Raw genomic sequence first — 24,735 nt, 5'->3', positions numbered from 1 at the left:
TTGATGCGTCCTACCGCACGAGCAGCATCTGCCGAAAGTACGCGGCCAATTCGTCGGTCGCCGTCAGCGGCAGCACGTTGGCGACATACTGATCGGGACGCACGATCACTACGACGCCGGTGCGGCTGATACCGCGCTGCTCGAAGATGTCGTGGTGTGGATCGGCGGCGTACACCTTCTCGTAGTCGATCAGCCCGAACGGGCCGGTTTTCGGCAAAAACGTCTCGTCGACCCGGCCCAGGTCGACCTCGCTGTGCGGCTTTTGGTAGACCACTTTCACGTCGAAGACGCTGTCGATGTCGCTGCCGGCCGGGGTGTGCGCGAGTAGCGGCGAATCGGGTGCGGTACGCATCCACTCGGCCCAGGTGGCCAGTATTTCAGAGGATGCGTCAGCGAACGCATACACGCGCCAGCGGCCGTCGGCGCGGTGGTGGTGGCCCAGCTGCACCGGGTTGGCGTCGCCCACGCGCACCACCGGGGCGGACTTGAACCGTTTGCCGATCGGGAATCCGGTGGCAATGGATTGGTGGGTCGCCCCGCCGATGAGCATCGACGGCGGGTATTGGGTCATAAAGCCCGCCGGAAACTCGGCTGTCCGGGTGTAGAAATCCTCGAGCGGAATTTTGAGGTCTTCCGGCTTGGCCGCCATCAGGCTCGACCACTCCTTGTCGAAGTCGATCAGGTTCTTCGCGATAACCTGCCGCTCGGCGGAATAGGTGCTGAGCAGGCTTTCGGGGCTGCGGCCATCGAGCACGTAGGCGAGCTTCCAGCCAAGGTTGAAGCCGTCCTGCATGGAGACATTCATACCCTGGCCCGCTTTGGCGCTGTGGGTGTGGCAGGCGTCGCCGGTGATGAAAACCCGCGGCGAACGGATGCCGATCTCCTCGGGAAGCAGATCGTCGAACCGGTCGGTGAGGCGGTGGGCGACCTCGTAGACGCTGTGCCAGGCGACGTTTTTCACGTCGAGTGTGTAGGGGTGCAAAATCTCATTGGCCTTCACGATGATCTCGTCGATCGTCGTCGTGCGCACGGCGCCATTGTCGTCGGCGGCCACTTCGCCGAGGTCGACGTACATGCGAAACAGGTAGCCGCCCTCGCGCGGAATGTGCAGGATGCTTCCGCCGGATCCAGACTGGATTGCGCACTTGGTGCGAATGTCGGGAAAGTCGGTGACGGCCAGCACGTCCATGACGCCCCAGGCATGGAAGGCCGCGTCGCCGGCGAGGGTGCAGCCGATGGAATCGCGGACGGAGCTGTGGGCGCCGTCGGCGCCGACGACATATTTTGCGTGCACGATGCGCTCCTGACCGGTCAGCTCTCCGCTGGTGTGCCGAAGCAACACGGTGACGGGGTAGTCGCCCTCATTGGTGTTGGTCAGGCTGAGCATTTCATAGCCGAAATCCGGGGTCATACGGCTGGGCGAATTGGCCATGACCTCGGCGAAGTAGTCCAACACGCGTGCCTGGTTGACGATGAGGTGCGGAAATTCGCTGATGCCGGTGGGGTCATCGATGGCGCGGGCGGTGCGGATGATGTTGGCCGGGTTGGTGGGGTCTGGCTTCCAGAACGCCATCTCGGTGATGCGGTAGGCCTCGGCGATGATGCGTTCGGCGAAGCCGAACGCCTGAAACGTCTCCACGCTGCGGGCCTGGATGCCGTCGGCCTGCCCGATCGCGAGACGTTCGCCGCGGCGCTCCACGATGCGGGTCGTGATGCCCGGAAACTGGGAGAGCTGGGCGGCGGTGATCATGCCGGCCGGGCCCGTTCCGACGATGAGAACATCGACACTGTCGGGGAGCTCGTCGGGGCGATCGATGCCGACCCCGGCGGCATCTTGTTTGCGCGGATCAGTAGACACGTATCCGTGGTGGTGAAACTGCACGGCTTCCTCACTTCTGTGTGTGGTTTCTCGGTGCTCTCGGCGCGGCGATTCGAATGCCAGCCCTATTATGTGTTCTATAAAAGAACGCGTCGTTCTATTATCGTTTTTTGAATCATATACGACCGTGCGAGATGCGCAACCCGCGCACGGCCAGGCATCCGCTCGAGGCTATCGGCTGGCGACACTGTTCAGGCTCTTTCCGAGTGGCGAGAGCGCGGGTAACGTGCTGACAATGACTATCGAACGAAGACTTCTCGACTGGATGCTCGACTCCGACCCGGCCCTGCGTTGGCGCGTCGAGCGTGACCTTGTCGGCGCGCCGACTGAGGTATGGCGGGCAACCAAGGCCGAGGTCAACACTGAGGGATTCGGGGCTCGACTGCTGGCCCAGCAGGATAGTGACGGTCAGTGGGCGGGCGGCGCCTATTTTCCGGGAGACTTTGACTTCAATGGCCCCGATGCAGCCGCCGATGCGGGGCAGCCGTACACAGCAACGACGTGGGCACTCTTCGACCTGCGCGAGCTGGGCGTCGATGCTGCAATGCTCGCTGGCACAGCCGAGCTGCTCGCCGCCAATAGTCGGTGGGAGTACGAAGATCTGCCGTATTGGACCGGCGAAGTCGACTGTTGCATCAACGCCTTCACGCTGGCCAACGGCGCGTGGCTCGGCGTCGACGTCTCGCACAACGCCCAATGGTTTCTCGACCACCGTCAACCCGATGGAGGCTGGAACTGCGAATGGGTGGAGGGCTCGACCCGATCCTCGTATCATTCGACGCTGAATTCCCTGATGGGGTTGCTGTATTACGAAATGGCGATCGGCGGCACGGAGGAGCTACGCGCGGCCCGCCACGGGGGAGAGGAGTACCTGCTGCAGCGTGGGCTGCTCCACCGGCTGTCCACCGGCGAGCAGGTTGCCCCGTGGGCGACGCGCTTCGCCTACCCGTTTCGCTGGTTCTACAGCGTGCTCAGCGCCGCGGATTACTTTCGGTCCGCGGCCCTGCATGATGGCAGCGCCCCCGACCCAAGACTCGCCGAGGCAATGGACCTGATCCGTGCCGCCAGGCGGCCGGACGGCACCTGGTTGCAGGAGCGCCGTCACCCCGGGCGGGTGTGGTTCGAGGTGGATGTGCCCGCCGGCGAGGCGTCGAAGTGGCTCACGTTCTATGGCAGCCGCGTGCTGGAGTGGTGGGACGGCGCCACCGGCTCCTAAGTGGCTCTTGACACAACGCGCGTTGTCGCCACGATAGAAGAGAGCTCGCGGCATGCGGGCACCGCGCCAGGCAGAGGAGTCACCATGGTTACCAGTATCTTCGTCAACTTATCCACGAGCGACCTCGACCGGTCGAAAGCCTTCTTCACCGCACTCGGCTGGAGCATCAATCCGCTGTTCACCGACGAGAACGCCGCCTGCATCGTGATCGAGGAAAACCTCTACCTCATGGTGCTCTCGCGTGACTTCATCGCCACCTTCACCGACAAGCCGATCGCAGACCCGAGCACCACGGTGCTCACGCAGACCGCGTTCAGCCGAGACTCTCGCGAAGACGTTGACGCGATTGTGGATAAAGCGCTTGCCGGCGGCGCAACCGAGCCGCGTGCGGCACAGGACTATGGGTTCATGTACGCCCGCGACTTTCAAGACCCGGACGGCAACGAGTTCAGCGCCCTCTGGATGGACCCGGTCGCCTCCGAAAAGGGTCCTGCCGCGTACCTGGCTGAGCATCAGGCCGGCGCCTGATTCTGGGCGCTGCCAGCTAGAACTGCCAGGGGAAGGGCGACCAGTCGGGTTCGCGATGTTCCAGGAATGCGTCTTTCCCTTCGACAGCCTCGTCGGTGCCGTAGGCCAGGCGGGTGGCCTCACCGGCGAAGATCTGCTGGCCGACCATGCCGTCATCGACAGCATTGAACGAGAATTTCAGCATGCGGATCGCAGTTGGCGATTTTGTCAGGATGGTGTTTGCCCAGTCCAGTGCGGTCGTCTCCAACTCTGCATGGGGCACCACGGCATTCACGGCGCCCATCTCGTAGGCTCGCTGGGAGTCGTACGGACGCGCGAGAAAGAAGACCTCTCTCGCGAACTTCTGCCCGACGTGTTGGGCAAAGTAGGCACTGCCGTAGCCGCCGTCGAACGAGCCGACGTCGGCATCCGTTTGCTTGAACATGCCGTGTTCCCTGCTGGCGATCGAGAGGTCGCAGACCACGTGCAGGGAGTGGCCGCCGCCGGCCGCCCAGCCGGGGATGACGGCGATGACGACTTTCGGCATGAAACGGATGAGTCGCTGCACCTCGAGAATATGCAGCCGCCCCGTGCTCGCGACCCCGTCGCGGTACTGGTAGCCGTCGCGCCCGCGGATACGCTGGTCACCACCGGAACAGAATGCCCAGCCTCCGTCCTTGGGGCTCGGCCCGTTGCCCGTGAGCAGCACCACGCCGATGCGTGTGTTCTGCCTGGCATCGTCGAGGACCCGGTAGAGCTCGTCGACCGACTGCGGCCGGAACGCATTGCGCACCTCTGGCCGGTTGAAGGCCACGCGGGCGACCCGCCCGGCGTTGTCGTGGTGGTAGGTGATGTCTTGCAGCGCGGAGAAGCCGTCGACGGGCTTCCACAGTGAAGGATCAAAAATTTCGGAAACCTGAGTCATGGTTTCAGCTTAGGTGTGCTCGGAGTCGGCGCGGCAGCGCTATCGGTCGTAACGGACGTGGCCCGGCTTCACGCTGATCAGTCCATCAATGGCGCGTCAGGGGCCCTAGGTACGGCGGCGATCCAGCTCGCCAGGCACTTTGCCTCGGTCACCGCGGTGTGCACCACGGCACACTTGGAGCTCATGCGCGCTTCGGGAGCGATTTTCATTGGGGAGTACGCTGTGCCGCATGAAAGCTGCCGTGTACCGACATTACGGACCACCGAGCTTCGTGCACGTCGAGAATGCGCCGCAGCCGATACCCCAGCCCGACGAATTACTTGTGCGGGTTTTCGCCAGCACGGTCAACCGCACCGACTGGGGCTTTCTGAGCGGCAAGCCACTCGTCGTGCGGCTATTCAGCGGACTGCGCGCGCCTCGGGCGAAGATTCTCGGCTGCGAGTTCGCCGGCGAGGTCGCCGGTATCGGCGCTGACGTCAGGGCGTTTGCGGTCGGCCAGCGGGTGTTCGGCTACAGCGGCGTGAAATTTGGTGGTCACGCTGACTATCTGACCATCGCCGAGATGGGACTGGTCGCCGAGATTCCGGTAGGCGTTTCCTACGTTGAGGCGTCACCGATTCTGGAGGGCGCCCACTACGCGCTCAATATGGTTCGGGCGGCACGGGTCACCGCCGGACAGAATGTGTTGGTCAACGGCGGTACGGGTGGGATCGGATCAGCTGCAGTGCAACTGCTCGTGAACCTCGGAGCTCGCGTCACAGCGGTCTGCGCCACCCCGCACCTAGCCTTGCTGGAATCGCTCGGGGCCGAGCGGGTGGTGGACTACACGCGCGAGGACTTCACCGCGCTCGAAGACGAGTTTGATGTAGTGCTCGACGCGGTCGGTAAAAGTTCTTTCGGACGCTGCCGTCGGCTGCTCGCCCCCGACGGAGTCTACGTCTCGTCTGAACTCGGGACCCTGTGGCAAAATGTGATACTGGCGCTGACCACGCGGGTGTTGAGGAGGAAGCGCGTATTGTTTCCGATTCCCAAGGACACCCGCAATGATGCACTGTTCCTGCAGGGCCTGGTGGCATCGGGCGAGTTTCGACCGGTAATCGACCGGACCTATCCGCTCGAGGATATTCGCGAGGCCTACGAGTATGTCGCGACGGGGCAGAAGATCGGCAACGTCGTTATTCGCGTACGCGACGAGGAAGCTATGCAGTAGCGCCGGTGGACTGGCGCTCACGGAAGGCGATCATGTTCATGCGGTTGCCGCAGCGCACGCTGCAGAAGCGCTTGGACCCGTTACGGGAGAGGTCGAGAACCAGCCCGGTGCAGGCATCCGCTTCGCAAATTCGCAGGCGACCCATTTCGTCACTGCGAATCACGTCGATCAACGCCAGCGCTGCCTCGACGCGCATGCGTTCTCCGAGCGGAGCCTCGGGCACCGTCGCATGCAGGTGCCAGTCCGAGACATCATGACGGGCGAGCTGGGGGAGCGCCCTGGCCTCGCGCAGCATGCGGTTGATCTCCGAGACGGCGTCGTCGCGGTCGAGAGTCCAGACCCGGCGCAGCAGTGCGCGAGTCTGTCGCACGTCGAGCAGTTCGGCATCATCCCCGTCGATGCGGCCGGTGAACGGAATGGGGGCGAGCATAGCGGCGAGGTCGGCGAGCGTTTCCAGTTCGTCACGGCCGCTTCTGGAAGCGCCGGGATCAGTGGAGCCGAGCATCACCATGAATTCGAGCGCTTCCTCGGTGTCAGGGGCAAAATGCAAGTTGACTCCTTCGCTCTTCGGTTCTACTGTCAGTGGTATAGGCCAGTTTAGACTATGACCGGCACTCGTCGCTCGAAGGAGAAGCATGAGGATCTCGTCCTTACCCGGAGGCTTGATCCTTGCCGCCATTGCAGCCGTCTCGTTCGGAACCTCCGGCGCGCTGGTCAAGCCGATGCTCGAGGCTGGCTGGTCCCCGACGGCCGCCGTGACCGCCCGAGCCGTGACCGCCGGGCTCGTATTGCTGCCGGTCGCGCTGTATTCGTTGCGCGGGCGTTGGGCAGCCCTGTGGCGGGGTCGCTGGCGGGTGCTCGGAATGGGCATCGTCGGTGTCGCGGGTACTCAGCTGGCCTATTTTGCCGCGCTGCAGACCATCCCAGTCTCGACCGCGCTGCTGATTGAATTTCTCGCTCCGCTGATCCTGGTCGGCTTCGTCTGGGTGACGACTAAGCGGATGCCGCGCCGCACGGTGCTGCTCGGGTCGGCTCTCGCAGTTGGCGGGCTGCTGCTCGTGATCGGGCCCGGCGCCATTCGGGCCGTAGACCCGATGGGGGTGCTGTTCGCCTTTGGCGCGGCCATCGCCTGCGCGGTGTTCTTCGTGGTGGCCGCGCGCCCCGCTCGGGGCCTGCCGCCGATCGCGCTGGCGGCCTTCGGGCTGCTGGTCGGGGGAACGGCACTTGGCCTGCTCGGCCTGACCGGGCTGCTCCCCTTTACCGCATCGTATCTTGACCTGTCCCTGCTCGGCACGGTTGTTCCCTGGTGGGTGCCGCTGCTCACGCTCGCCATTATCAGCACCGCGCTCGCGTATGTGGCGGGCATCACGGCGGCGGGAATTCTCGGGTCGAGGCTCGCCTCGTTCGTGGGCCTGCTCGAGGTCATCTTCGCGTCGTTGTTCGCCTGGCTGCTGCTGGGCGAAATGCTGACGCCGCTGCAACTGCTCGGCGGGCTTCTTATCCTGGGCGGCATCGCAGCTGTGGGGGAGGAACGGGTTGAGCTGGCCGCCGAGTCGCTGTTGCCGGACGAGCCGGGATTGCCGCACGCTCATGGCGAGGGTCACGGCGGCGCTGCCGACGTTGCCGACGAGGCCGCTGAGGCTGCCCGCTCCGATGAGGCGACGCCCGGCGCATCCGCTCAGGCGATCAGTACCGGCGCGGGACCGTCGATGGTCGGCGGTTTCAGATCGATCTCGAGAGCATCGGAACGACCGAGCGAACCGGGAAAGTTGTAGCGGGCAAAGCGACCGCTGGGGTCATTGGGCGTGAGGTCGCGCGGCACGAATGTGTTGTCAGACCACTCAGTTCGTGGCCTGTGCAGTCACCGGGCCGAACATGGCGTCGACGTCGGCAAGCTCCGGGTCGGCCGTCGCCTGGATGAGGGCGAGCAACTCCGGGTCGAGTCCGGGTGTGAACTCTTCGAGGCGTTCCTCCGAGGTTATGGACGGAACACCGGCGGCGCTTGCTCGGTTGCAGCGAGCTTGGTGCCGTCCTTTGACGGTGACATGCCGCGGTAGATCTTGCCCACTTCAGACTGGCCGGCGAGGTTGAAGGTGTATTGCTTGCTCTGCAGACCGAGGTCGACAAGGCGCTTGACCTCCGGAAAGTTCTCCGCGTTGGTCTTGGGAATCGGGAGGAGGGTCTTCCAATTCACACCGAGGGTTTCGAGAGCTTTGGCGAAGCCGTTCTCGTGTGCCTGAGTGTGAAAGTACATCAAAATCTCCTCGCGGTGTTCACTTGGTGACAATGGCGCGGTGAAGTGCATCACTCTTGAAGACGAGTCAAAAAGGAAAATCGTCACGCTGCGAGATAGGAATCTGCGCGAAATTCAGGGCCTGGGCGATCTAGGCTGGCAGTCATGACCGGCAAGAAGGACCGCGGTGACGCGCCACCAAACGACGCCCGGCTCAACGTGGCCCGATACCAACTCAAGCGGATGCTGCCGCCCGATGAGGCAGACTCCGCTGCGACGGAAGAGAACGACCCCGAGCAAAACACGGCCGGGCAATCCATGATGGAAGCCCGAGCCCAGTATGTGGAAATGGCCATTCAGCAGGCCATTCGTCGTGGCGAGTTCGACAACCTGCCCGGCGCCGGCAAGCCGCTGGCGAACCTCGACCGTGGGTATGACCCCGACTGGTGGATTCGCCAGAAGATCGAAAGCGAGAAGATCACTGGGCTCGGGCCGCCGGCCCTCACCTTGCGCACCGAGAACGCCGAGCTCGATGCCCGGCTGGACAGCGTGCAGTCTGAGGCTGCGGTGACCGAGATTCTCAGAGATTTCAACAGCCGAGTGGTGGCAGCACGACGGCAGTTGCAGGGCGGGCCGCCCGTGGTCACCCCCACCCGAGATGTGGCGGAACAGCTCGCCCTCTGGCGGGAGCGCCGCGCCGCGCGCAGCGAGGCCGCCAGGCAGCAACGCGAGAGTGAGGCCGCGGCGCTGGCCGCCATGACCTGGCGGGAACGCCGTCGCGCCCGCCCCCAATGACCGCGTGGGGCCTCTCAACCGTTCTGGCAAAGAAAGTCCGTGATCGCCGCGGACATCACCGGTGACTTGGTCCAGTGCAGGTTTTGAACGCACCGCTCCCGTCAGGGAAACATTTCGGCGCCTCCAGCGTTGGCCCCTACATGAAGACCATTGTGTACAGCAAAACCGGTGACCCGTCCGTGCTCCATCTCATTGATCGACCGGTGAGCGAACCCGGTTCCGGAGAGGTGCGCGTTCGGATCGTGGTGAGCGGGGTGAACCCCACCGACTGGAAGTCGCGCCGTGGCACGGAATCGGGCGAGGCTCTGGCCTTCACCGACGTGGTCCCGAACCAGGACGGCGCTGGCGTCGTTGACGCCGTCGGTCCCGGTGTGTCGAACGTGGCTGTCGGCGATCGCGTCTGGCTCGTCCTCGCCGCGTACGAGCGATCGAACAGCGGAACTGCCCAGGAGTACGCGGTGCTTCCGGCCGAACGCGTTTTCCTGCTGCCCTCCCCGGCCACTTTCGACCAGGGAGCCAGCCTCGGCGTGCCGGCCATCACCGCCTACCGGGCCCTCACCGTGGCCGAAGATGGGCCACCGCGCCTGCATCCCGGAGCGCTTGACGGCAAGATCGTACTCGTCGCGGGAGGTGCCGGCGCCGTCGGCCATGCCGCCATCCAGCTCGCCCGCTGGGCCGGCGCGACCGTGATCACGACCGTGAGTGGGCCAGCCAAGGCCGCCCTCGCAACGGCTGCCGGGGCACACCACGTGCTCACCTACACCGACTCCGACGTGGCAACCGACATTCGAAGCATTGCGCCCCACGGCGTCGACCTCATCGTCGAGGTGGCCCCCGCCCAGAACTCCGAACTCGACCTCAAGGTGATTCGCAATCGCGGATCCGTAGCGGTCTACGCCAACAACGGCGGCGACCAGATGACCCTCGACGTGCGCAAGCACTTCAGTCTCAACGTGCGGTACCAGTTCTTACTGCTGTACACCGTCGGCATCGAGGTCGTGCGGCAAGCGGCCGCCGCGATCAATGAGGCACTCGTCGACGGCGCACTACCCGTGGGAGCGGATGCGGGTCTGCCGCTGCACCGCTTCGACCTCGCCCACACAGCGGATGCCCATGCCCTCGTCGAAAGCGGTGTCACCGGCAAGGTGCTGATCGACGTCTCCGCGGCCTGACCCGCGGTCGCCTGCTTCAGGAGCCGGCCCAGCGCATAACTCCTGCAATCTGTGGGGCGCACCGTAAGCTTCCGCATGTTTCCGCGGGTGTTGCGGCGGGCCAGATACGAATTGCAGGAGTTACGCGCCGGGGACTCGCAGAAAGCCCCCTCGTCGTGAACGACGAGGGGGCTTTCTGCGGCAGACTCTAGTACTCGCGGCGCGGAGCGCGCAGCGGGCGATCGCCCTGCTCGGCCGAGCGCGACGCTCCGCCCTTGTCGGCACGCAGCTCGATCAGTTTGCCGCTGATGCGGGTATTCTCCAGCTTGGAGAACACGTCGTTCGACAGATCAGCGGGCAGCTCGACCAGTGAGAAGTCCGGCAGAATCTTGATGTGCCCGAAGTCGTCGCGGCTCAGCCCACCCTCGTTGGCGAGGGCGCCGACGATCTGACGCGGCTCTACCTTGTGACGCTTACCGACCTCGATGCGGTATTGGGCCATCGGCTTACCGCTCGAACGCACCGGGCGTTCGCTGCGCACAGGCCGGTCGTCGCGGGCGCTATAGCTGCCGCGGTCGTCGCGGCTGCCTCGCTCGTCCCGATTAAAGCGGTCAGGGCGGTCCGAACGACCGCCGCGTTCGGGGCGGTCGCCGCGCTGCTCGGAACGTTCAACCCGTTCGTCGCGCTCGAGGCGCTGCTGGGCGCGAACATCCTCGGCCGAAAGCAGCAGCGGAGTTTCGCCCTGCCCGACAACGGCAAGAGCCGCGGCCACATCGACCTCGGGCACATCGTGGTGGGACACGTAGTGCGCGATGATGTCGCGGAACTTGCTGATGCGGTCGGTCTCGTCCAGTGCCGCCGTGATGGCGTCGTCGAAGCGGGTGAGGCGCGTCACATTGACGTCCTCAACGCTTGGCAACTGCATCTGGGTGAGCGGCTGGCGGGTCGCTTTTTCGATGGCGGAGAGCAGACGACGTTCGCGCGGCGTAACGAAGCTGATCGCTGCGCCTGAACGGCCGGCACGGCCGGTGCGGCCGATGCGGTGCACATACGACTCGGTGTCGATCGGAATGTCGTAGTTGACGACGTGGCTGATGCGCTCCACGTCCAGGCCGCGAGCGGCGACATCCGTTGCGACCAGAATGTCGAGCTTGCCGCTCTTGAGCTGGTTGATCGTGCGTTCGCGCTGTACCTGCTGCACGTCGCCGTTGATCGCCATGGCCGAATAACCGCGCGCACGCAGCTTTTCGGCGAGGATTTCGGTCTCGTTCTTGGTGCGCGCGAAGATGATCATGCCCTCGAAGTTCTCAACCTCGAGAATGCGGGTGAGCGCGTCGAGCTTCTGCGGGTACGACACCATCAGGTAGCGCTGGGTCGTGTTCGCGCTGGTTGTGGTCTTACTCTTGACCGTGATCTCTTCCGGGTCGTGCAGATACTTCTTGGAGATCCGGCGAATCTGCGCCGGCATCGTGGCCGAGAACAGGGCTACCTGCTTGTCGTCGGGGGTGTCGGCGAGAATGGTCTCGATGTCCTCAACGAAGCCCATGTTCAGCATCTCATCGGCCTCATCGAGCACCAGGAACTTCAGCTCAGAGAGGTCGAGGGTGCCCTTGGCGAGGTGGTCCATGATGCGGCCCGGAGTACCCACGACGATGTGCACTCCGCGACGCAGGGCCGACAGCTGCTGGCCGTAGCCCTGTCCGCCGTAAACGGGCAGCACGTGCACGCCTCGCATGTGGGCGGCGTACTTCTCGAACGCCTCGCACACCTGCAGTGCGAGCTCGCGGGTGGGCGCAAGCACGAGCGCCTGCGGGTTCTTCTGCGCGAGGTCGAGTCGGTTCAGAATGGGCAGCGCGAACGCAGCCGTCTTGCCGGTACCGGTCTGGGCGAGTCCGACAACGTCGCGACCCTCCAACAGCGGGGGAATAGTGGCGGCCTGAATAGCCGAGGGCGTTTCGTAGCCGACAACTTTGAGCGCCTTAAGCATGGCGTCATTGAGTCCAAGGTCGGCAAAGGTCTTCGTTGTGGAGGCAGAATCTGCCTCGTTCTGCGTTGTAGTGTCTGGGGCGGTCATAGTATCAACGGTAGCCGAAGAGTTCGCCCCCGGCGCCAAGGCACGTCTGACAACTTGAAAAGCGGATGCCCGCGGCCGCGGCATCCGCTTATGCACTGCGCTGGTCGGCCACGCGTTCGCCCCTGCTGGCGGCCCGTGTTTGAGAAGTTCGCCCTGTGCAAACCAGTCCCAACGTCTCAAACCCGTGCCACGAGAGCTCTGCAGGCGACTAAACCGAGGTATCTTTCACGGCCACGTTGCCGACCCGAACGGCGTCATCTGGGAGATCGCACACAACCCGGGCTGGCACGTCGACGATGACGGAACGGTATCGTTTCGCTGAGGCCTAAGCCGTCAAAAAGCCAATCGCCGCCTCGCGGAACGCCCTCGATGTGGGCGCATTAAAGTGATTGCGGCCGGGAATCTCGAAAAAGCCCCCGTTTGGCGTGGCGTCGGCCAACACCCGGGAGGCGTCGAGAATGCCGTCCTCGCTACCGGTGGCAAACAGTACCGGCTGAGTGGGTGCGTTTGCGGCGCCGGGCTGCGGGCCGCCGCGCATGCCTTCGACCAGGGCGACGAGTGCCGCCAGATCGTTGCCGGGTAGCGCCTTCGCCATCGTGAGATAGGTGCCCGTGAGACGATCGGTGAGTTCGGTACCGTGTTCGAGGTGGGCGCGAGCATCCGCTATCTGAAAACTTTTAAGTGGATCACCGTCCGGAATCCCGCCAAGTACCGCTTGCGTGATGCGGCCGCCAAGGTCGCGGGCAGCCTGCCAGCCGACGCGGGCACCGAGCGAGTAACCGACGTAGCGCACCTCGGTGAGCAGGTAGGCGTCGAGCACTGCCTCGACGTCGGCGACAAGTAAGTCCATCGTGTACGCGTCGGGGGAGTGCGGTTTGTCGCTGGCGCCGTGCCCGCGCTGGTCGATGCCGATGACGTGAAAGCCGGCCCGGGTCAGGTCGCGGGTCCAGCCGGTGGCGTGCCAGTTGGCGATGGCGCTCGAGGCGAAGCCGTGCACCACGAACACGGTCGGCTGCTCCGGGTCGCCGAGCTCGTAGGTGGCCAACTGAACGCCATCGACGGACGGAACAAAACTGTGCTCGGGGGTGTTTCGGTGCAACATCCCCCTATCTCACCACGGATGCTGGGCGGCAGGCGGCCCCTGCCGCGCCAGTACGAGATCCTGGGACGGCGGCTGCGTTAGTGACCGGCACACCAAACATGAGGAAGTGTTCAGGAAAGCCGTGCATACTGGAAACTTCGCCCGCGACGCCGCCTGTGGAGTATCGATCCAGAACCGCTAGTGCGACCCAGCGATTCGTCCTCTGAAAGCCAGGCCTATTTCTTCTTCAACCACGCCCACCACATCCCTTGAGACCGACGGCAGACGCCTTCAGGCTACGCGTCGTCGCCGGAAGCGGAGCCGCTTGATTGCAGCCGGCGCCGCCGTTGCCATCACCGCTGTCCTCGGCACCGGCTTCGCGGTGCAGTCCGCTGTCGCAGACCAGAACGCGCGCACAGCCGCCATAGTGGCCCTTGTCTCCAGCGGTGCTGGCCATGCCGAACAATTGGAACTCAACAGGGAACGCCTGCGAGACCGCGCCGAACACGCCTCTGAAACTGCCGTGACAGGTGCCAGCGTCGTAATCGCTGCGGCGCAGGGCAAGACGGATGCTACAGGCCTGTCGGAATCTGTTGCAGCGCTCTCCCACGTCACCCTTCTCGCTCCGGAGCGCATTTTCGAGCTCGTCGACGTCACGAAAACCGAAACCGCGAATGTGCACGCTTCCACGACAGAGGTCGATCGCGTCGCTGCCGAGCAGGCAGCGATTGCCACGGCCGCCGCTGAAGCTGCTGCCGCGGAGGCTGCTGCCGCTGAGGCCGAAGCTGCAGCAGCCGTCCCGGCGACACCGGCCCGACCGTCCGCTCCAGCTGACCCCAACGCGGCGCAGCAAATCGCCCGTCAGCTCATGGCCAGCCAGTACGGCTGGGGTGACGATCAGTTTGGTTGCCTGGTGAGCCTCTGGGACAAAGAATCAGGCTGGAACGTGAACGCCTACAACGCCTCCAGTGGTGCCACAGGTATTCCCCAGGCACTGCCCGGTAACAAGATGGCCTCGGCCGGGGCCGACTGGCAGACCAACCCGGCGACCCAGATCACCTGGGGCCTGGGTTACATCGCGAGCCGGTACAGCACACCGTGTGATGCCTGGGACAAGTCGGAAGCATCGGGCTGGTACTAGAGCGCGGGGAGCGATCCGTCGTAGCCGGGCGGTTCCCGATGTGTCACGTGCGGTCAGGTAGAAATCAGGCGATCCACACCGGCGCGCTCAGCTCGCGGGGAGCAGGGCGGGCTGCACGATAACAACGTCGGGGCCGTATCGCTCGTCGACGTAGCGCTGAATGCTGCCGTCGTCGTACAGCACGGACACCCAGAGGTAGCCGTTCATCGGTACGGACGTGAGTGTGTGCGCACCGGCGAGTTCGTCGCTGATGACCTGCAGGGTGGCATCATCGCTCGCGCCCGCGTTCTCCGCGTCCTGGCGTGGGTCGGGGGAGCCGACCGGTGAGTACAAAGAGAGCGGAATCGGAGGCTGGGTTTGTGTGAAGGTCGTGCCGTCCCACGTTCCAAAGACCGCGTACGTGCCCCAGGTCACCGTCGACGCGGTTTCGGAGTACTCGGCCAGCGACCAGTCCCAGCCATGAATCGTTGGTCCAGTGCACTGCGGTGGGTATGACTCCATGATCGGGCCCAGACAGAGCTGCGGATCGCCCTCGCCCTTCTGCAAAACGGTCCCCTGGCCGACGAGTTCGTCGGTGTTCGTCGGTGGCTGAGGAAGAGCTGCGGGCACTTCGGCACCCGGTACTGCCGTACCCGCGCACGCGGTCAGGGTGAGGAATGCGCCGGTCACGAGAGCGGCGATGAGCGCGCGTCGAGGTGTCATGCTCCGAGTGTGGCATCCCGATGTTTGCGCTGTCAGTTTTAGCCGCGCCGGAACTCAAATCGTAACGTTCACGTCACTCGACAGGCCAAGACGGATACGCTAGGGACACGACTGTCGAGCGGGAGTATCAGTGAACGAGAACACGCAAGTACCTGGCGGAGCCATCAGTCCGCAGGTCATCGAGGGTGTTTTCGACCTCGCTCGCGACGGCTTGACCGGCCCACTGGGCGAGATGATCGACGCCGGAGTGCCCCTCAACGTGGTCAACACGCGTGGAGACACGCTGCTGATCGTCGCGGCCTACCAGCAGCATCCCGATACTGTCGCTGAGTTGCTGCGACGCGGGGCAGACGCATCCGTTATTAATGCCATGGGCCAGACCGCGATCTCGTGTGCGGTTTTTCGGGGCAATGAGCCGATCCTGCGCTTGCTCCTTGAAGCGGATGCCGACCCTGACCTCGGCGCGCACAGTGGCGTAGCCGTCGCCGACCAGTTCGGCCTGCCGCGCATGCGCGAGGTCATCGAGTCGTACCCACACGGCTGAAATACGAAAAGGGCGCCTCCCGAGTGGGAGACGCCCTCGCTTCTAGGTGAACGCGTTAGCGGCCGAGGCCAAGTCCGAGGTCGCCGAGAACATCGTTGACGATCGAGTCGACCGAGCCGTCGATGTCGTCAACGTCGACGCCGCCGACATCGGTGCCGACATCGGTGCCGTTGCCGGCGTCGACCGGCGCGGTGACGGGTGCCTCGATCGGTGCGACGACGTCGTTGCCGCTGCCGACGGATGCGTCGTTGCCGACCTCGTTGCCCGACGCGACATCACCGATGTCGCTGTTGAGCGAGTCATCGACCAGTGGACCATTGACGACGCCGCCACCCAGGATTCCGCCGTTGCCGACGCCCCCGACGGAGGTGTCGTTGCCGAGCACGCCGTTGCCGGTCGAGTCGTTGCCCGAAAGGTTGAACAGGTCGCCGATAACGTCAAGCCGGTTCTGCTCGGATGAGCTGTCGGTACTCGTGGTCGTGCTGGTGCTGTCGCCGTCAAACGCCTGGGCGGGGGCGACAAAGCCTCCAATCATGAGCGCGGATGCTGCGGCGCCGGTGATTCCCAGCGCGGTGATCTTGCGAATATTCGTGTGCTTCGTGTTCGTGTTCATGAGAGCTCCTATTCGTTGTTCTGTTCCGGCCTCGATGTGTTCTCGGGCCGCACAGATGGTCCGGAGCCCTGGCTGATGTGGTTTGGTCTGCGTACCCCAAATGGGTGCCGTCGGACGTTTTGGGCGACCGGTACGCTCGTGGTGACGCGCTCAGATCGCCGCCACGCGGGGCATCCGCTCGCCGCAGTGGCACAACCTGCGAAGGGGCTGGCAACCGGTGCTCACTGGCAATCGATGGAGCTGCGTTAGACGAGAAGGCTCACGACGCGCTCGCGCAGCACGTTGCTGCGCGCGGTGAATGCGCGCTGACGGCGCACATACTCGGTTTTACCGGCCGGAGTCTCAACCTCGACGGGCGCGTAGCCCCACTCGGCGAGGTCATAGGGGGAAGCCTCCATATCGAGCTGGCGAATGTCGCGGGCGAGCTCGAAGGAATCGAGAAGTACCTCGCCGGGAACCAGCGGACCGAGCTTGATTACCCACTTGTAGATGTCCATTCCGGCGTGCAGACACCCCGCCTGCTCCATCACCGGTTGGTTCTCGCGGGACGGTTGCAGTTGGTTTAGCCCAATAGCGGCGGGGGTGAAGAACCGAAACGCGTCGAAATGGCTGCAGCCGATGCGATTTCCGTCGACGACAGCGTCGGTGTCAGCCTGGCCGAGTCGGAGTGGCGCGACATGCCGGTGCTCGCCCTGCCGGTAGACCATCGCCCATTCGTGCAGGCCGAAGCAGCCAAAGTGGGCCGGCCGCTGCCGGGTCGCGGCGAGGAGTGTTCTGATGAATCCGATGACGCGCTCGTTCTTCTCGTAGAAGGCGGCAGCATCCACTTGACTGGCGCCGCCCTCGTTGCGGTACCACTTCCAGCTCGCGCGCCGCTGGTCGGCGGCACCCTGCAGCAGTAAGCCAGCGCCGGGATGCCAGCGGCGCAGTAGACCGGGACGAAACGGGTAGTACGTGAACAGAAAATCGTCGACCGGATGCACCTGGCCGATTGCCGCGCGCTCACGGCGACCAAGAGTGTACGCATCAGCGCGTTCCTCATGGGCCTGCTCGCGGCTTCGCCAGTCGGCGGTCTCGAGCACCCGGGTCAGGTCTGTAAGTGGCACCCAACGACCTTACGCCGTCAGCCGTCGCGAGCTGGGCCTCAGCCCCCGAGGCCCAGCTCGCGCAGGGTTGCGTTGAGCTCGGTGCGGGCGGCAGGGTCGAGACCGAGCAGCGGCAGCGGCAGGTTGGGCGAGGCGACGAGGCCCAGAGTTTCGGCCGCAGCCGACATGACGCGCAGGCTGCCGTACCGACGAAAGAGCGCCCAGAGTGGTTCGAGTCGGTCGGAGGCTGCGACGGCCGCTGTGCTGTGGCCGGCTTGGACGGCTCGTGTGATCGCTATGGCGGTCTCGGGAAAAAGCCCGCCAAGCACGCTGTACCAGGCGTCGGCGCCGCCAAGCAGTCCGCCGATGGCTAGCCAATCCCCGGAGACCCCAATCGTGACGTGCGCGGGAATCACCGCGCGGAGAGCGGCGATTCTGCCCGGGGCCGCCGTGGCGGAGAGTCCCGGAATCTTGATCGAGGCGACGTTCGGCAACGCGGCAATGCGCCCGTGCAATTCGTCGCTGAAGGCGACGTGCGTGGTTCCCGGGTTGTCGTAAACGACCAGCGGAATGGCCAGCTCCGCGGTCACGGCCTCATACAGGCCGAAGACTTCATCGTCGTTGAGGGGCTGGTACGTCATCGGCGCGAGTAACACGCCGGCGGCGCCGGCAAGTTGGGCATCCGCTGCCAGGTCGAGCACCTGCCGGGTGCGGAGTGCGCCGATTCCCGCGATGACCGGGGTGCTGCCGGCCGCCTCGACCGCCGTCCTGGCCGCCCAGGCACGCTGTTCACGGCTGAGGTAGGCGTACCCGCCGGTCGAGCCGAGCGCGCCGATCGAGTCGACGCCGGCTGCGGCAAGCCGGGAGATCAGGCGCACGAAGGCCAGCTCGTCGATGCCGCTCTCGTTGGTTGGCGTAAGGGGAAATGCGCTGAGCCCCGTGAACATGGCTGTGCTCCTTCGTCGGTGCGCGCGCGTGAGCGGCGCTTCCACCATCCTCCTGCACGTTCTGGGTCGAAGAGGCTTTCATTCAGATGCGCTCCACTATCTCGCCGGTGGAGCCCGCAGCGATCGCTGAGCCCGCCGAGCCCGCTTAGCTCGCCGCGACCGCCGGAGCAGCGCGGTCAGCCGGGTCGAGCACGGCTGGGCGGGCAGGCACTCCTTTTTTTCCCGTTGGGTTTTTCGGTGGGGCGTTTTTTACGCGGCCAGAGCGTCGGCCACCCAACGGATTGCACGCACTCCGGCACGGGTGCCGTGCGTGTCGTCCTCATGGCCGCGCAGGCGGCGGCACTCAACAAGGTCCTCGGCCGGTGTGATGTGCGGATCGCGGCAAGAACTGTTGTAGTCGGTGTAGTCGATTTCAAGAAGGAGTTCATCGTCGGTCATGGTTGTGGATCCATTTCAGCAGCGCATCTCAGGTGTAGATGCCGGATGGATGCACGTGACGGAGCACATGCTTGCCCCGAGCTGATCGTGCGCGAGTTGTTGGCGCGTGATCTGGATCGAAGCCGATGTCACTCTCCGGCGGCGGCGACGGAGCTGGTTCAGTGCTTCACAGCGTAAGTCGCGATCATCCAGAATGTCTGTAAGACAGTGAAATTCTTAGATTTCGTTACCGGCCAAAGATGCGTCCTGCTCGTTTCGAGCCCCGGGTAACGATTTGCGCGCGAAAGCGTTGCCCCCAGTATGACTATTCCGCTCTCCGTCCTTGACCTTGCTCCGATTACCCCCGGCCAGACCGCTCGGGAGAGCTTCGCTGGGAGTGTTGCCCTCGCCCAGACGGCCGAAAAACACGGGTATGAGCGGGTCTGGTATGCCGAGCACCACAATATGCCGACCATTGGATCGTCGGCGACGAGTATTCTGATCGGCCACGTGGCCGGCCAGACCTCCACGATTCGGCTCGGATCCGGCGGCGTCATGCTGCCCAATCACTCACCGCTTGTGATCGCCGAGCAGTACGGAACCCTCGCGGAACTGTACCCCGACCGCATCGACCTGGGCCTCGGCCGGGCGCCCGGAAGCGACCAGAATACCGCTCGGGCGATGCGTCGCGACCCCCGTGCCTCTGACCAGTTTCCGCAGGACGTCATGGAGCTGCAGGCCTACCTTCGCGGGCAGTCGATCGTGCCCGGCGTGCAGGCCATTCCCGGGACCGGTACCAATGTGCCGCTGTTCATTCTCGGATCGTCGCTGTTCGGCGCCGGGCTTGCCGCAGCCCTCGGCCTGCCGTACGCCTTCGCGTCGCATTTCGCGCCCGACGCACTGCACGAAGCGATCGCGCTCTACCGCCGCGATTTCACGCCGTCAGAGCAGCTTGCAGCGCCGCACCTCATCATTGCGGCCAACGTGATCGCGGCCGACGACAAAGCGGATGCAGTGACGCAGTTTGAGACGACCCGCCGCACCCGGGTGCGCGGCATGCTCTCTCGCGGACCGGCAACGCCCGAATACGACGACGACCAGATCGACGTCTTCCTGACCACGCCGGAGGGTCGCAATATCGCCAACATGATGCGCTACTCGGCGGTTGGCACCGCCGACGAGGTGCGCGCCTATCTTGAGGAGTTCGCCGAGGGAACCGGTGCCGATGAGCTCATTCTCGCCCACCAGTCCCCATCGATCGCGGACCGCCTGCGCTCGGTTGAGCTTACGGCCGATGCGATGAACCTCGTCGCTGCCTGAGTGCGTACGTGACCCCGGACGCGCTCGTCGATCTGTGCCTGGGCCTGCCCCAGGCGATGGAATCCTTTCCATTCGGCGAAGAGACGAGCGTGTTCAAGACCAGTGGCAACGGCAAAATCTTTGCCCTCGCGGCGCTGGGGAGCGAACCGCTCACGGTATCGCTCAAGTGTGATCCGGAAGAAGGTCGCGCCCTGCGCGAGGAGTTTCCGCTGTGGATCACTCCGGGCTATCACCTGAATAAGAAGCACTGGATCACGATTGTGCTCGAGGGGGATGTGCCCTCTGAGCTCGTCGAACAGCTGCTGCGGGACAGCCATGCGCTCGTGCGGCCCCGGGTTCCCGGGCCCCCGCCGCAGTAGCGGAGCTGGCTCGTCCGGGGCGGATTCTCTGACTTACGCCCCGGGGACCGGGTCGCCCAGAGGATCGGCAGCACCCAGGTCGACAAGGGCCATCCCGCCTACCGGCAGGCCCGCCCAGGACAGTAGGGTCCACCCGTTCTCTGGCGATCCGGTGAGTTCGACGACACCGGTGTTGTCGAGCTCGTTCTCCCCAGCAAAAGTCGACGGTACGTTTTGCGCGCGGGCCGCGGTCCAGACCCGAATGGCTGCCCCGTGGCTGAATACCGCGGCGACCTCAGAGCCAGCCGCTGCGAGCGCGATGTCCGCGTCGAACCGACGGAAGAAGGCGTGACCGTCGTGAGCACCCGGCATCCTTTTGTCGAGGTTGCCGGTGCCCCAAGCTACCGCTGTCTCTAAATAGGTGCGAACGGATGCTCGATCGCGCAGCCCCTCGAGAGATCCGGCTTCGATCTCGTGCAACCCGGTCGCAATCTGCACATCCAGCCCGCGATCGGTGGCGAGCGGGTGCGCCGTCAGATGCGTGCGCAAGAGCGTCGACACGAAGATGGCGTCAATCGGTTCGTAGCGCAGCGCATCGGGAATAGCGGATGCCTGGCGCAGGCCGAGATCGGTCAGTCCTGGACCGGGATGCGCGGTGTCAAGCCGCCCGAGAACGTTGCCGGGAGTCTGGCCATGGCGGATCAGGAGAAGTCGCATATCCCTCCAGCATAGGCAACGTAACCGAGCAAGAGAAGACGGGTGCGCCGACGGCCAAAGCGTCGAGGGTTTCGAGCGGCAGGTGCGGCACCTGCGGCAACAGTGTCAGATGTCCGTGGCGATCTCGAACTTGGTGAGAACGGGCGTGCCGGACAGGATCGTTCCCAAAGAAGATTTACCCGGTCCAGCCCGATAGGTGCGGTAAGCGGTGTCGTGGTCCAGGGAGATCCACTTTTCCACGAGAACGAAGTGGGTGGGGTCTTCGGTGTCGACGAGCACATCGACACCGAGGCATCCGTCGAAAGCGCGGGTGGCAAGGAGAGTGTCGTGTATTACATCGGGAGCCTCGGCGAGGGACTCGGGCTTTACATGGATATCGAGGAAAGCGGTGATAGGCACAAGAGCTCCAAACAGGTTGAGGTCACGGGAAATTGGTTGCGCGTAATCGATCTGGCACACCTTGACCGACCAAAAAAAGGTCGTGTATTCCAGCATAGGGAACGCGGTGTGCCGGGGGATGCAGTTACGCCGACCGCGCGGCTGTGCCTGGTCGCCGTAGCGCCGGCTCGGGCTGACAGCCGAGAGTGACAGCATGGAGAAAATACATTTCGCGCGTTTGAACAGAAAGAAATTTCATGACGATCATCAAAATAAACGCCATCACCGTGCCGAGCGACGGCGGCGACGAGCTCGCCCGCCGATTTGCTGCCCGTGCTGGCGCTGTCGACGACCGGCCCGGCTTCGAAGGCTTCGAGCTTCTGAAGCCGACCGACGACCGCCTCACCTGGCTTGTCGTCACCCGCTGGGCCGACGAGGAATCGTTCCAGGCCTGGTTGAGTTCTCCGTCATTCGCCAACGGGCACCGCAGCGAGACGCCGAAAGAGGGCGAGCCGGCGGCGCGCCCGGTCGGTGTCAGCAGCGAGCTGTGGTCGTACGCCATCGCTGGCGGTACTGCCAGCTAGCCGATCGCCTGACAGATCGGGACGTCGCAATTTTGACGGTGTCGTTCCGAACGGACACGCTAGCCCGCACTACGTGGCGGGGCTCGACTCTGGATCGGGAGTGTTGTCCTGAAGCAGGTCGGTGATCGACCGGAGGGTTTCTGGCGAGACGTCGCCGAGCATCCGTGCTGCGAAGCTCACGACGCGGGCAACGCGCAGGCTCTTGACGAAGGCGAGTTGAGCGTCGACGCGTTCCGGCAGGTCGCTATCGGAGCCGAGCATGTATTCCGCGGGGATGCGGAAGAATTCGGCGATGCCGGTGAGGAGTGCTGGATCGGTCACGAGGGGTCCCTCGCCGGTGATCATGTAGGCCCAGCGTGCGCGGGAGAGAGTTAGGCCACGTGCCTTCAATCCGGCTTCAATTTGTCGATACGTGTAGGGGGTATTTCCTTCGGCAACGACGACGTCGAGCAGCAGGTTGAGTTTGCGGGCCAACTCCAACTGTGGGCTCACGTCGGCGGCGTCCCGCGTGGTCATTGCGCTGGAACCACGAGGGTGGCGCCTTGGACCGCCGACCGGGCCTGGGTGCGCGCTTCGGCTAGATCGATCAGTGTCATTTCGGCGGGGGTAAGGGTTTGGTCCGGGCGCAGCAGCAGGTTGTCTCGAATTTCGACGTGTCGCCGGTAGAGGTGAACGCCAGGCGTACGCACCGTAAGAAGCTGCAGCGGCGAGAGTTGTCGCTCGATGCTCAGGTACGGGGTGTCGCGCATAAGACGGTGCCAAAGCGGCGTGATACGCCAGAGGAGCACTCTGTCGCGGTAGTTCCTTTGGCCGGCGGCCAACCCGTCGACGGTTGCAGTCAGTCCGAGTCCAATGACCAGGCTGATGGGGGACAAGAGTAGGGAAAGCGTGTAGGCAGTACGCGCCCAACCGACCAGCAGAAAGTCCGCGTAAAGAACGGCAAGAACTGCGCTGGTTAGGCTAATGACGGCGTAGGTGAGTACGCCCAGGCAAGCCAGAAGTACCAAGCTCAATGAAATCCGTGTGACATGGCGGCGCTGCCGACGCAGGTCGAACAGGCACGCCGTTGCGAAGGACACCGCGAAGATGCCCATCGCGATCCACGTTGTTGCCGCATAAGCAGTGAAATCCCAGCGGGGAATGAACGACGCGGCGATGTCGTCTGTCACGCGCCAGTCGCTTCCGAAGAACAAAAGGGCCTGGGCGAGGACGATCACCGCGGTGATCAGGGTAGTCGCATGTTTGCGAGCTCGGGTGAGCCCGCGAGGCGCCATAGCCTCTTGCACAATCACGTCGAGGAGCGCAATGGCCACAATGGTCAGAGCGTGGAAGATGAAATAAGTTACGTTGCCGTTGCCCAGTAGCGCGTCGACGGGCCGGTAGACCGGTTGGGGCATGAGCGTCATGGTGAGTGCGAACACCGCTAAAAACAGGAGAAGCGGCCGACGTTGTCCCCGAATTGCCGACGGAACACACACTGCCGCGGCGATCCAGAAGACGGCAGAGAGTGTAAAGAGGATCGCTTGCATTAGAGCACTCGTCCGAATCCGGTTTTGCTGCCGTGGGCCGCTTCAGGGCCATCGCGCAGCATGATGAGGGCCAGCTCGTCGCCGATGGCCTCGGCCAGGGCCTCCTGTTCGTCGGAGAACCGCGTGCGCGAGAGCGCATAGACGATGGCATCGAGGGGGATCAGGGGCGCGAGCAGAGCGATTTGCTCAGCAGAGAGCAGCTCCTGTTCCTGATTGAGGATCATGTGGCCGTATTCGTGATTGATGAACTGCTGGCGGTGCACCACCGAACTGGTCGGTGCGTGGTGGATCCGCTCAAAACTTTCTCCGGCGACGGCAACCCACAACCCGCAGAGCCCGGCCTCGAGCATTCGTGGCGGCGCACTTTGAACCACGATCTTCTTGCCACGCACCGTTTCCATGTGTCGGTGCAGCAGCTCAGCAGTGAGCGGCCGGGGTAGACCGAGTTCGGCCACCATCGTGTGCGCCCGTTTCTGGCGTAACTCGTAGCTCATCCCGTACCCCCTGAAGATACCTTGAGCCTACCTCCTTGCTGGGAGCGGTTCAGGAGAGTGTCGGCGCACGGCCCGTAGAAGCTCTACGATAGACATGTCCAACGTTGGTCTAGGGGGAGGATCGGCTATGGCTTGGCTCATAACTGGCGGTAATGCGGGGGCTCTGATTCCGGTGTCTGGCACTGGTTTTGGCCGTCCAGCACTCGGGCACAGGCTGCGCTCTGCGTGGAATTTGCATGCTTGGCGCTTCCGAGTCGGGGGCGCCAAGCGACAGAACGGCCGGTCGGTCTTTCATCGCGCGATTAACGGCGCCACAGTGGCTCATGACGCGGCGCCTCGGAGCGGTACGAGCGTTGATACTTTCGCGCTGAGGTGGTTGCGGGGGCTCGTGCCCGCCGAAATCGATCAGCAGGTCACCCTGAGCTTTGATAGCTGGCACAACGCGCAAACGAAGACGGAGATCGGCATCGGCGCCGACGGCGCTATGACCGTGGCGAATCTCCCGGCCGTTCGCGCAGCCTGGCGCATCGTTCAGTCAGGTCACAGCGTTGTGGTTCAGGTTTGGTCTATGCCAGAACGTCCACGTGCATCCGGCGCCACAATCAGGGTCTGGGTATGCAATGGAGACAGCGCCCGTGCGATTGACGCCAAGATTTTGGAGCACACGCTGCAGCTCGATGGGGGCGAGTCGGCGCGGACTACGCAGACTCGCTTCGCGACCGGCTGGATTGTGACCGGGGAACCCGGTGGCGCCCACCGCTCGCAGTGACGCTTGCCGCGCGGCTCATAATCCCGAACGCTAAGAAACGTTACTTCGCGGCCGCAGTCAATTCGGGCCCGCCGTTAAGCTGTGCC

27 protein-coding genes and 1 pseudogene are annotated in these 24,735 nt (G+C 64.2%); 12 read left to right on the top strand and 16 right to left on the bottom strand.

From position 1 onward, the window contains the following. Positions 1 to 10 precede the first annotated feature (10 nt). Positions 11 to 1,882 carry an FAD-binding monooxygenase gene (locus tag E3T51_RS14755; protein WP_134530521.1) on the bottom strand — a complete coding sequence of 624 codons (1,872 nt, stop codon included), beginning with the start codon at positions 1,880 to 1,882 and terminating at the stop codon, positions 11 to 13. Positions 1,883 to 2,114: 232 nt separating this feature from the next. Between E3T51_RS14755 and E3T51_RS14750 the strand changes: the two genes are divergently transcribed. Both E3T51_RS14750 and E3T51_RS14745 read left to right on the top strand, forming a co-directional pair. Then, positions 2,115 to 3,095 carry a squalene cyclase gene (locus tag E3T51_RS14750; RefSeq protein ID WP_134530520.1) on the top strand — a complete coding sequence of 327 codons (981 nt, stop codon included), beginning with the start codon at positions 2,115 to 2,117 and terminating at the stop codon, positions 3,093 to 3,095. 84 nt (positions 3,096 to 3,179) lie between these two features. Then, complete coding sequence (locus E3T51_RS14745) at positions 3,180 to 3,623, top strand: VOC family protein (protein ID WP_134530519.1); 444 nt, start codon at positions 3,180 to 3,182, stop codon at positions 3,621 to 3,623. Positions 3,624 to 3,639: 16 nt separating this feature from the next. On the opposite strand, the gene E3T51_RS14740 is transcribed toward E3T51_RS14745, so the two are convergent. Then, on the bottom strand, positions 3,640 to 4,527 hold the full coding sequence (locus tag E3T51_RS14740; RefSeq protein WP_134530518.1) for a 1,4-dihydroxy-2-naphthoyl-CoA synthase: 888 nt from the start codon (positions 4,525 to 4,527) through the stop codon (positions 3,640 to 3,642). Between the two features lie 229 nt (positions 4,528 to 4,756). Between E3T51_RS14740 and E3T51_RS14735 the strand changes: the two genes are divergently transcribed. Continuing rightward, positions 4,757 to 5,737: an NAD(P)-dependent alcohol dehydrogenase gene (locus tag E3T51_RS14735; RefSeq protein ID WP_134530517.1), complete on the top strand. Its 981-nt coding sequence runs from the start codon at positions 4,757 to 4,759 to the stop codon at positions 5,735 to 5,737. Here the strand turns inward: E3T51_RS14735 and E3T51_RS14730 are convergent. Beyond that, entirely contained in the window at positions 5,727 to 6,287 is a 561-nt protein-coding gene (locus E3T51_RS14730; protein WP_174844603.1) for a CGNR zinc finger domain-containing protein, read from the bottom strand. The genes E3T51_RS14735 and E3T51_RS14730 overlap by 11 nt on opposite strands. A gap of 85 nt (positions 6,288 to 6,372) precedes the next feature. Here E3T51_RS14730 and E3T51_RS14725 point away from each other — a divergent pair, with 85 nt between their 5' ends. Next, the gene (locus tag E3T51_RS14725) at positions 6,373 to 7,512 is read left to right on the top strand and encodes an EamA family transporter (protein ID WP_134530516.1); all 1,140 of its coding nucleotides are present in this window, start codon (positions 6,373 to 6,375) and stop codon (positions 7,510 to 7,512) included. Between the two features lie 66 nt (positions 7,513 to 7,578). Here the strand turns inward: E3T51_RS14725 and E3T51_RS14720 are convergent. Further along, positions 7,579 to 7,976, bottom strand: a pseudogene (locus E3T51_RS14720) (manganese catalase family protein); the annotation flags it as partial. Between the two features lie 159 nt (positions 7,977 to 8,135). On the opposite strand from E3T51_RS14720, the gene E3T51_RS14715 reads away from it, so the two are divergent. Then, positions 8,136 to 8,765 (top strand): DnaJ family domain-containing protein, encoded by a 630-nt coding sequence (locus E3T51_RS14715; RefSeq protein ID WP_241989361.1) that lies wholly within the window; start codon positions 8,136 to 8,138, stop codon positions 8,763 to 8,765. Between the two features lie 140 nt (positions 8,766 to 8,905). Continuing rightward, positions 8,906 to 9,937, top strand: coding sequence for an NADPH:quinone reductase (locus E3T51_RS14710; protein ID WP_134530515.1), 1,032 nt, complete (start codon positions 8,906 to 8,908; stop codon positions 9,935 to 9,937). A 187-nt stretch (positions 9,938 to 10,124) separates the two neighbouring features. Here E3T51_RS14710 and E3T51_RS14705 read toward each other — a convergent pair whose 3' ends face one another. Together E3T51_RS14705 and E3T51_RS14695 are read right to left on the bottom strand one after the other, a co-directional pair. Then, positions 10,125 to 11,990 (bottom strand): DEAD/DEAH box helicase, encoded by a 1,866-nt coding sequence (locus E3T51_RS14705; RefSeq protein ID WP_134530514.1) that lies wholly within the window; start codon positions 11,988 to 11,990, stop codon positions 10,125 to 10,127. Positions 11,991 to 12,315: 325 nt separating this feature from the next. Continuing rightward, entirely contained in the window at positions 12,316 to 13,092 is a 777-nt protein-coding gene (locus E3T51_RS14695; protein WP_134530513.1) for an alpha/beta fold hydrolase, read from the bottom strand. Positions 13,093 to 13,396: 304 nt separating this feature from the next. Here E3T51_RS14695 and E3T51_RS17230 point away from each other — a divergent pair, with 304 nt between their 5' ends. Beyond that, positions 13,397 to 14,212: an aggregation-promoting factor C-terminal-like domain-containing protein gene (locus E3T51_RS17230; RefSeq protein WP_241989360.1), complete on the top strand. Its 816-nt coding sequence runs from the start codon at positions 13,397 to 13,399 to the stop codon at positions 14,210 to 14,212. Between the two features lie 87 nt (positions 14,213 to 14,299). Here E3T51_RS17230 and E3T51_RS14685 read toward each other — a convergent pair whose 3' ends face one another. Further along, positions 14,300 to 14,914 carry a hypothetical protein gene (locus tag E3T51_RS14685; protein ID WP_134530512.1) on the bottom strand — a complete coding sequence of 205 codons (615 nt, stop codon included), beginning with the start codon at positions 14,912 to 14,914 and terminating at the stop codon, positions 14,300 to 14,302. 130 nt (positions 14,915 to 15,044) lie between these two features. Between E3T51_RS14685 and E3T51_RS14680 the strand changes: the two genes are divergently transcribed. Beyond that, on the top strand, positions 15,045 to 15,458 hold the full coding sequence (locus tag E3T51_RS14680) for an ankyrin repeat domain-containing protein (RefSeq protein WP_198417881.1): 414 nt from the start codon (positions 15,045 to 15,047) through the stop codon (positions 15,456 to 15,458). Positions 15,459 to 15,513: 55 nt separating this feature from the next. Here E3T51_RS14680 and E3T51_RS14675 read toward each other — a convergent pair whose 3' ends face one another. From E3T51_RS14675 to E3T51_RS14660, 4 genes are all read right to left on the bottom strand, one after another. Then, complete coding sequence (locus E3T51_RS14675) at positions 15,514 to 16,071, bottom strand: hypothetical protein (RefSeq protein WP_134530511.1); 558 nt, start codon at positions 16,069 to 16,071, stop codon at positions 15,514 to 15,516. A 245-nt stretch (positions 16,072 to 16,316) separates the two neighbouring features. After that, entirely contained in the window at positions 16,317 to 17,177 is an 861-nt protein-coding gene (locus tag E3T51_RS14670; protein ID WP_134530510.1) for a 3-methyladenine DNA glycosylase, read from the bottom strand. A 38-nt stretch (positions 17,178 to 17,215) separates the two neighbouring features. Further along, positions 17,216 to 18,103 carry a dihydrodipicolinate synthase family protein gene (locus tag E3T51_RS14665; RefSeq protein ID WP_134530509.1) on the bottom strand — a complete coding sequence of 296 codons (888 nt, stop codon included), beginning with the start codon at positions 18,101 to 18,103 and terminating at the stop codon, positions 17,216 to 17,218. A 249-nt stretch (positions 18,104 to 18,352) separates the two neighbouring features. Continuing rightward, positions 18,353 to 18,541 (bottom strand): hypothetical protein, encoded by a 189-nt coding sequence (locus E3T51_RS14660; protein WP_134530508.1) that lies wholly within the window; start codon positions 18,539 to 18,541, stop codon positions 18,353 to 18,355. Between the two features lie 300 nt (positions 18,542 to 18,841). Between E3T51_RS14660 and E3T51_RS14655 the strand changes: the two genes are divergently transcribed. Continuing rightward, positions 18,842 to 19,840: an LLM class flavin-dependent oxidoreductase gene (locus E3T51_RS14655; protein ID WP_134530507.1), complete on the top strand. Its 999-nt coding sequence runs from the start codon at positions 18,842 to 18,844 to the stop codon at positions 19,838 to 19,840. 8 nt (positions 19,841 to 19,848) lie between these two features. After that, positions 19,849 to 20,199, top strand: a complete 351-nt coding sequence (locus E3T51_RS14650; RefSeq protein WP_241989359.1) for an MmcQ/YjbR family DNA-binding protein — start codon at positions 19,849 to 19,851, stop codon at positions 20,197 to 20,199. Positions 20,200 to 20,232: 33 nt separating this feature from the next. On the opposite strand, the gene E3T51_RS14645 is transcribed toward E3T51_RS14650, so the two are convergent. Continuing rightward, on the bottom strand, positions 20,233 to 20,895 hold the full coding sequence (locus E3T51_RS14645; protein ID WP_134530506.1) for a histidine phosphatase family protein: 663 nt from the start codon (positions 20,893 to 20,895) through the stop codon (positions 20,233 to 20,235). Between the two features lie 105 nt (positions 20,896 to 21,000). Next, positions 21,001 to 21,489, bottom strand: coding sequence for a putative quinol monooxygenase (locus tag E3T51_RS14640; protein ID WP_241989358.1), 489 nt, complete (start codon positions 21,487 to 21,489; stop codon positions 21,001 to 21,003). Between the two features lie 41 nt (positions 21,490 to 21,530). On the opposite strand from E3T51_RS14640, the gene E3T51_RS14635 reads away from it, so the two are divergent. Next, on the top strand, positions 21,531 to 21,857 hold the full coding sequence (locus E3T51_RS14635) for an antibiotic biosynthesis monooxygenase family protein (RefSeq protein WP_134530505.1): 327 nt from the start codon (positions 21,531 to 21,533) through the stop codon (positions 21,855 to 21,857). 69 nt (positions 21,858 to 21,926) lie between these two features. On the opposite strand, the gene E3T51_RS14630 is transcribed toward E3T51_RS14635, so the two are convergent. From E3T51_RS14630 to E3T51_RS14620, 3 genes are all read right to left on the bottom strand, one after another. Next, a complete protein-coding gene (locus tag E3T51_RS14630; RefSeq protein ID WP_134530504.1) occupies positions 21,927 to 22,373 on the bottom strand; it encodes a hypothetical protein in 447 nt (148 codons plus the stop codon). Then, positions 22,370 to 23,263, bottom strand: a complete 894-nt coding sequence (locus E3T51_RS14625; protein WP_134530503.1) for a DUF6545 domain-containing protein — start codon at positions 23,261 to 23,263, stop codon at positions 22,370 to 22,372. Before E3T51_RS14625 ends, E3T51_RS14630 begins: the two co-directional genes overlap by 4 nt. Before the next feature lie 122 nt (positions 23,264 to 23,385). After that, a complete protein-coding gene (locus E3T51_RS14620; protein WP_134530502.1) occupies positions 23,386 to 23,880 on the bottom strand; it encodes a hypothetical protein in 495 nt (164 codons plus the stop codon). Between the two features lie 388 nt (positions 23,881 to 24,268). Between E3T51_RS14620 and E3T51_RS14615 the strand changes: the two genes are divergently transcribed. Continuing rightward, entirely contained in the window at positions 24,269 to 24,649 is a 381-nt protein-coding gene (locus E3T51_RS14615) for a hypothetical protein (protein WP_134530501.1), read from the top strand. Positions 24,650 to 24,735 lie beyond the last annotated feature (86 nt).

The sequence above is a fragment of the Cryobacterium serini genome (assembly GCF_004404025.1).
Taxonomy (GTDB): Bacteria; Actinomycetota; Actinomycetes; order Actinomycetales; family Microbacteriaceae; genus Cryobacterium; species Cryobacterium serini.
The sequence above is the reverse complement of the archived record's forward strand: the minus strand, read 5'-3'. Positions and strand labels throughout refer to the sequence as shown.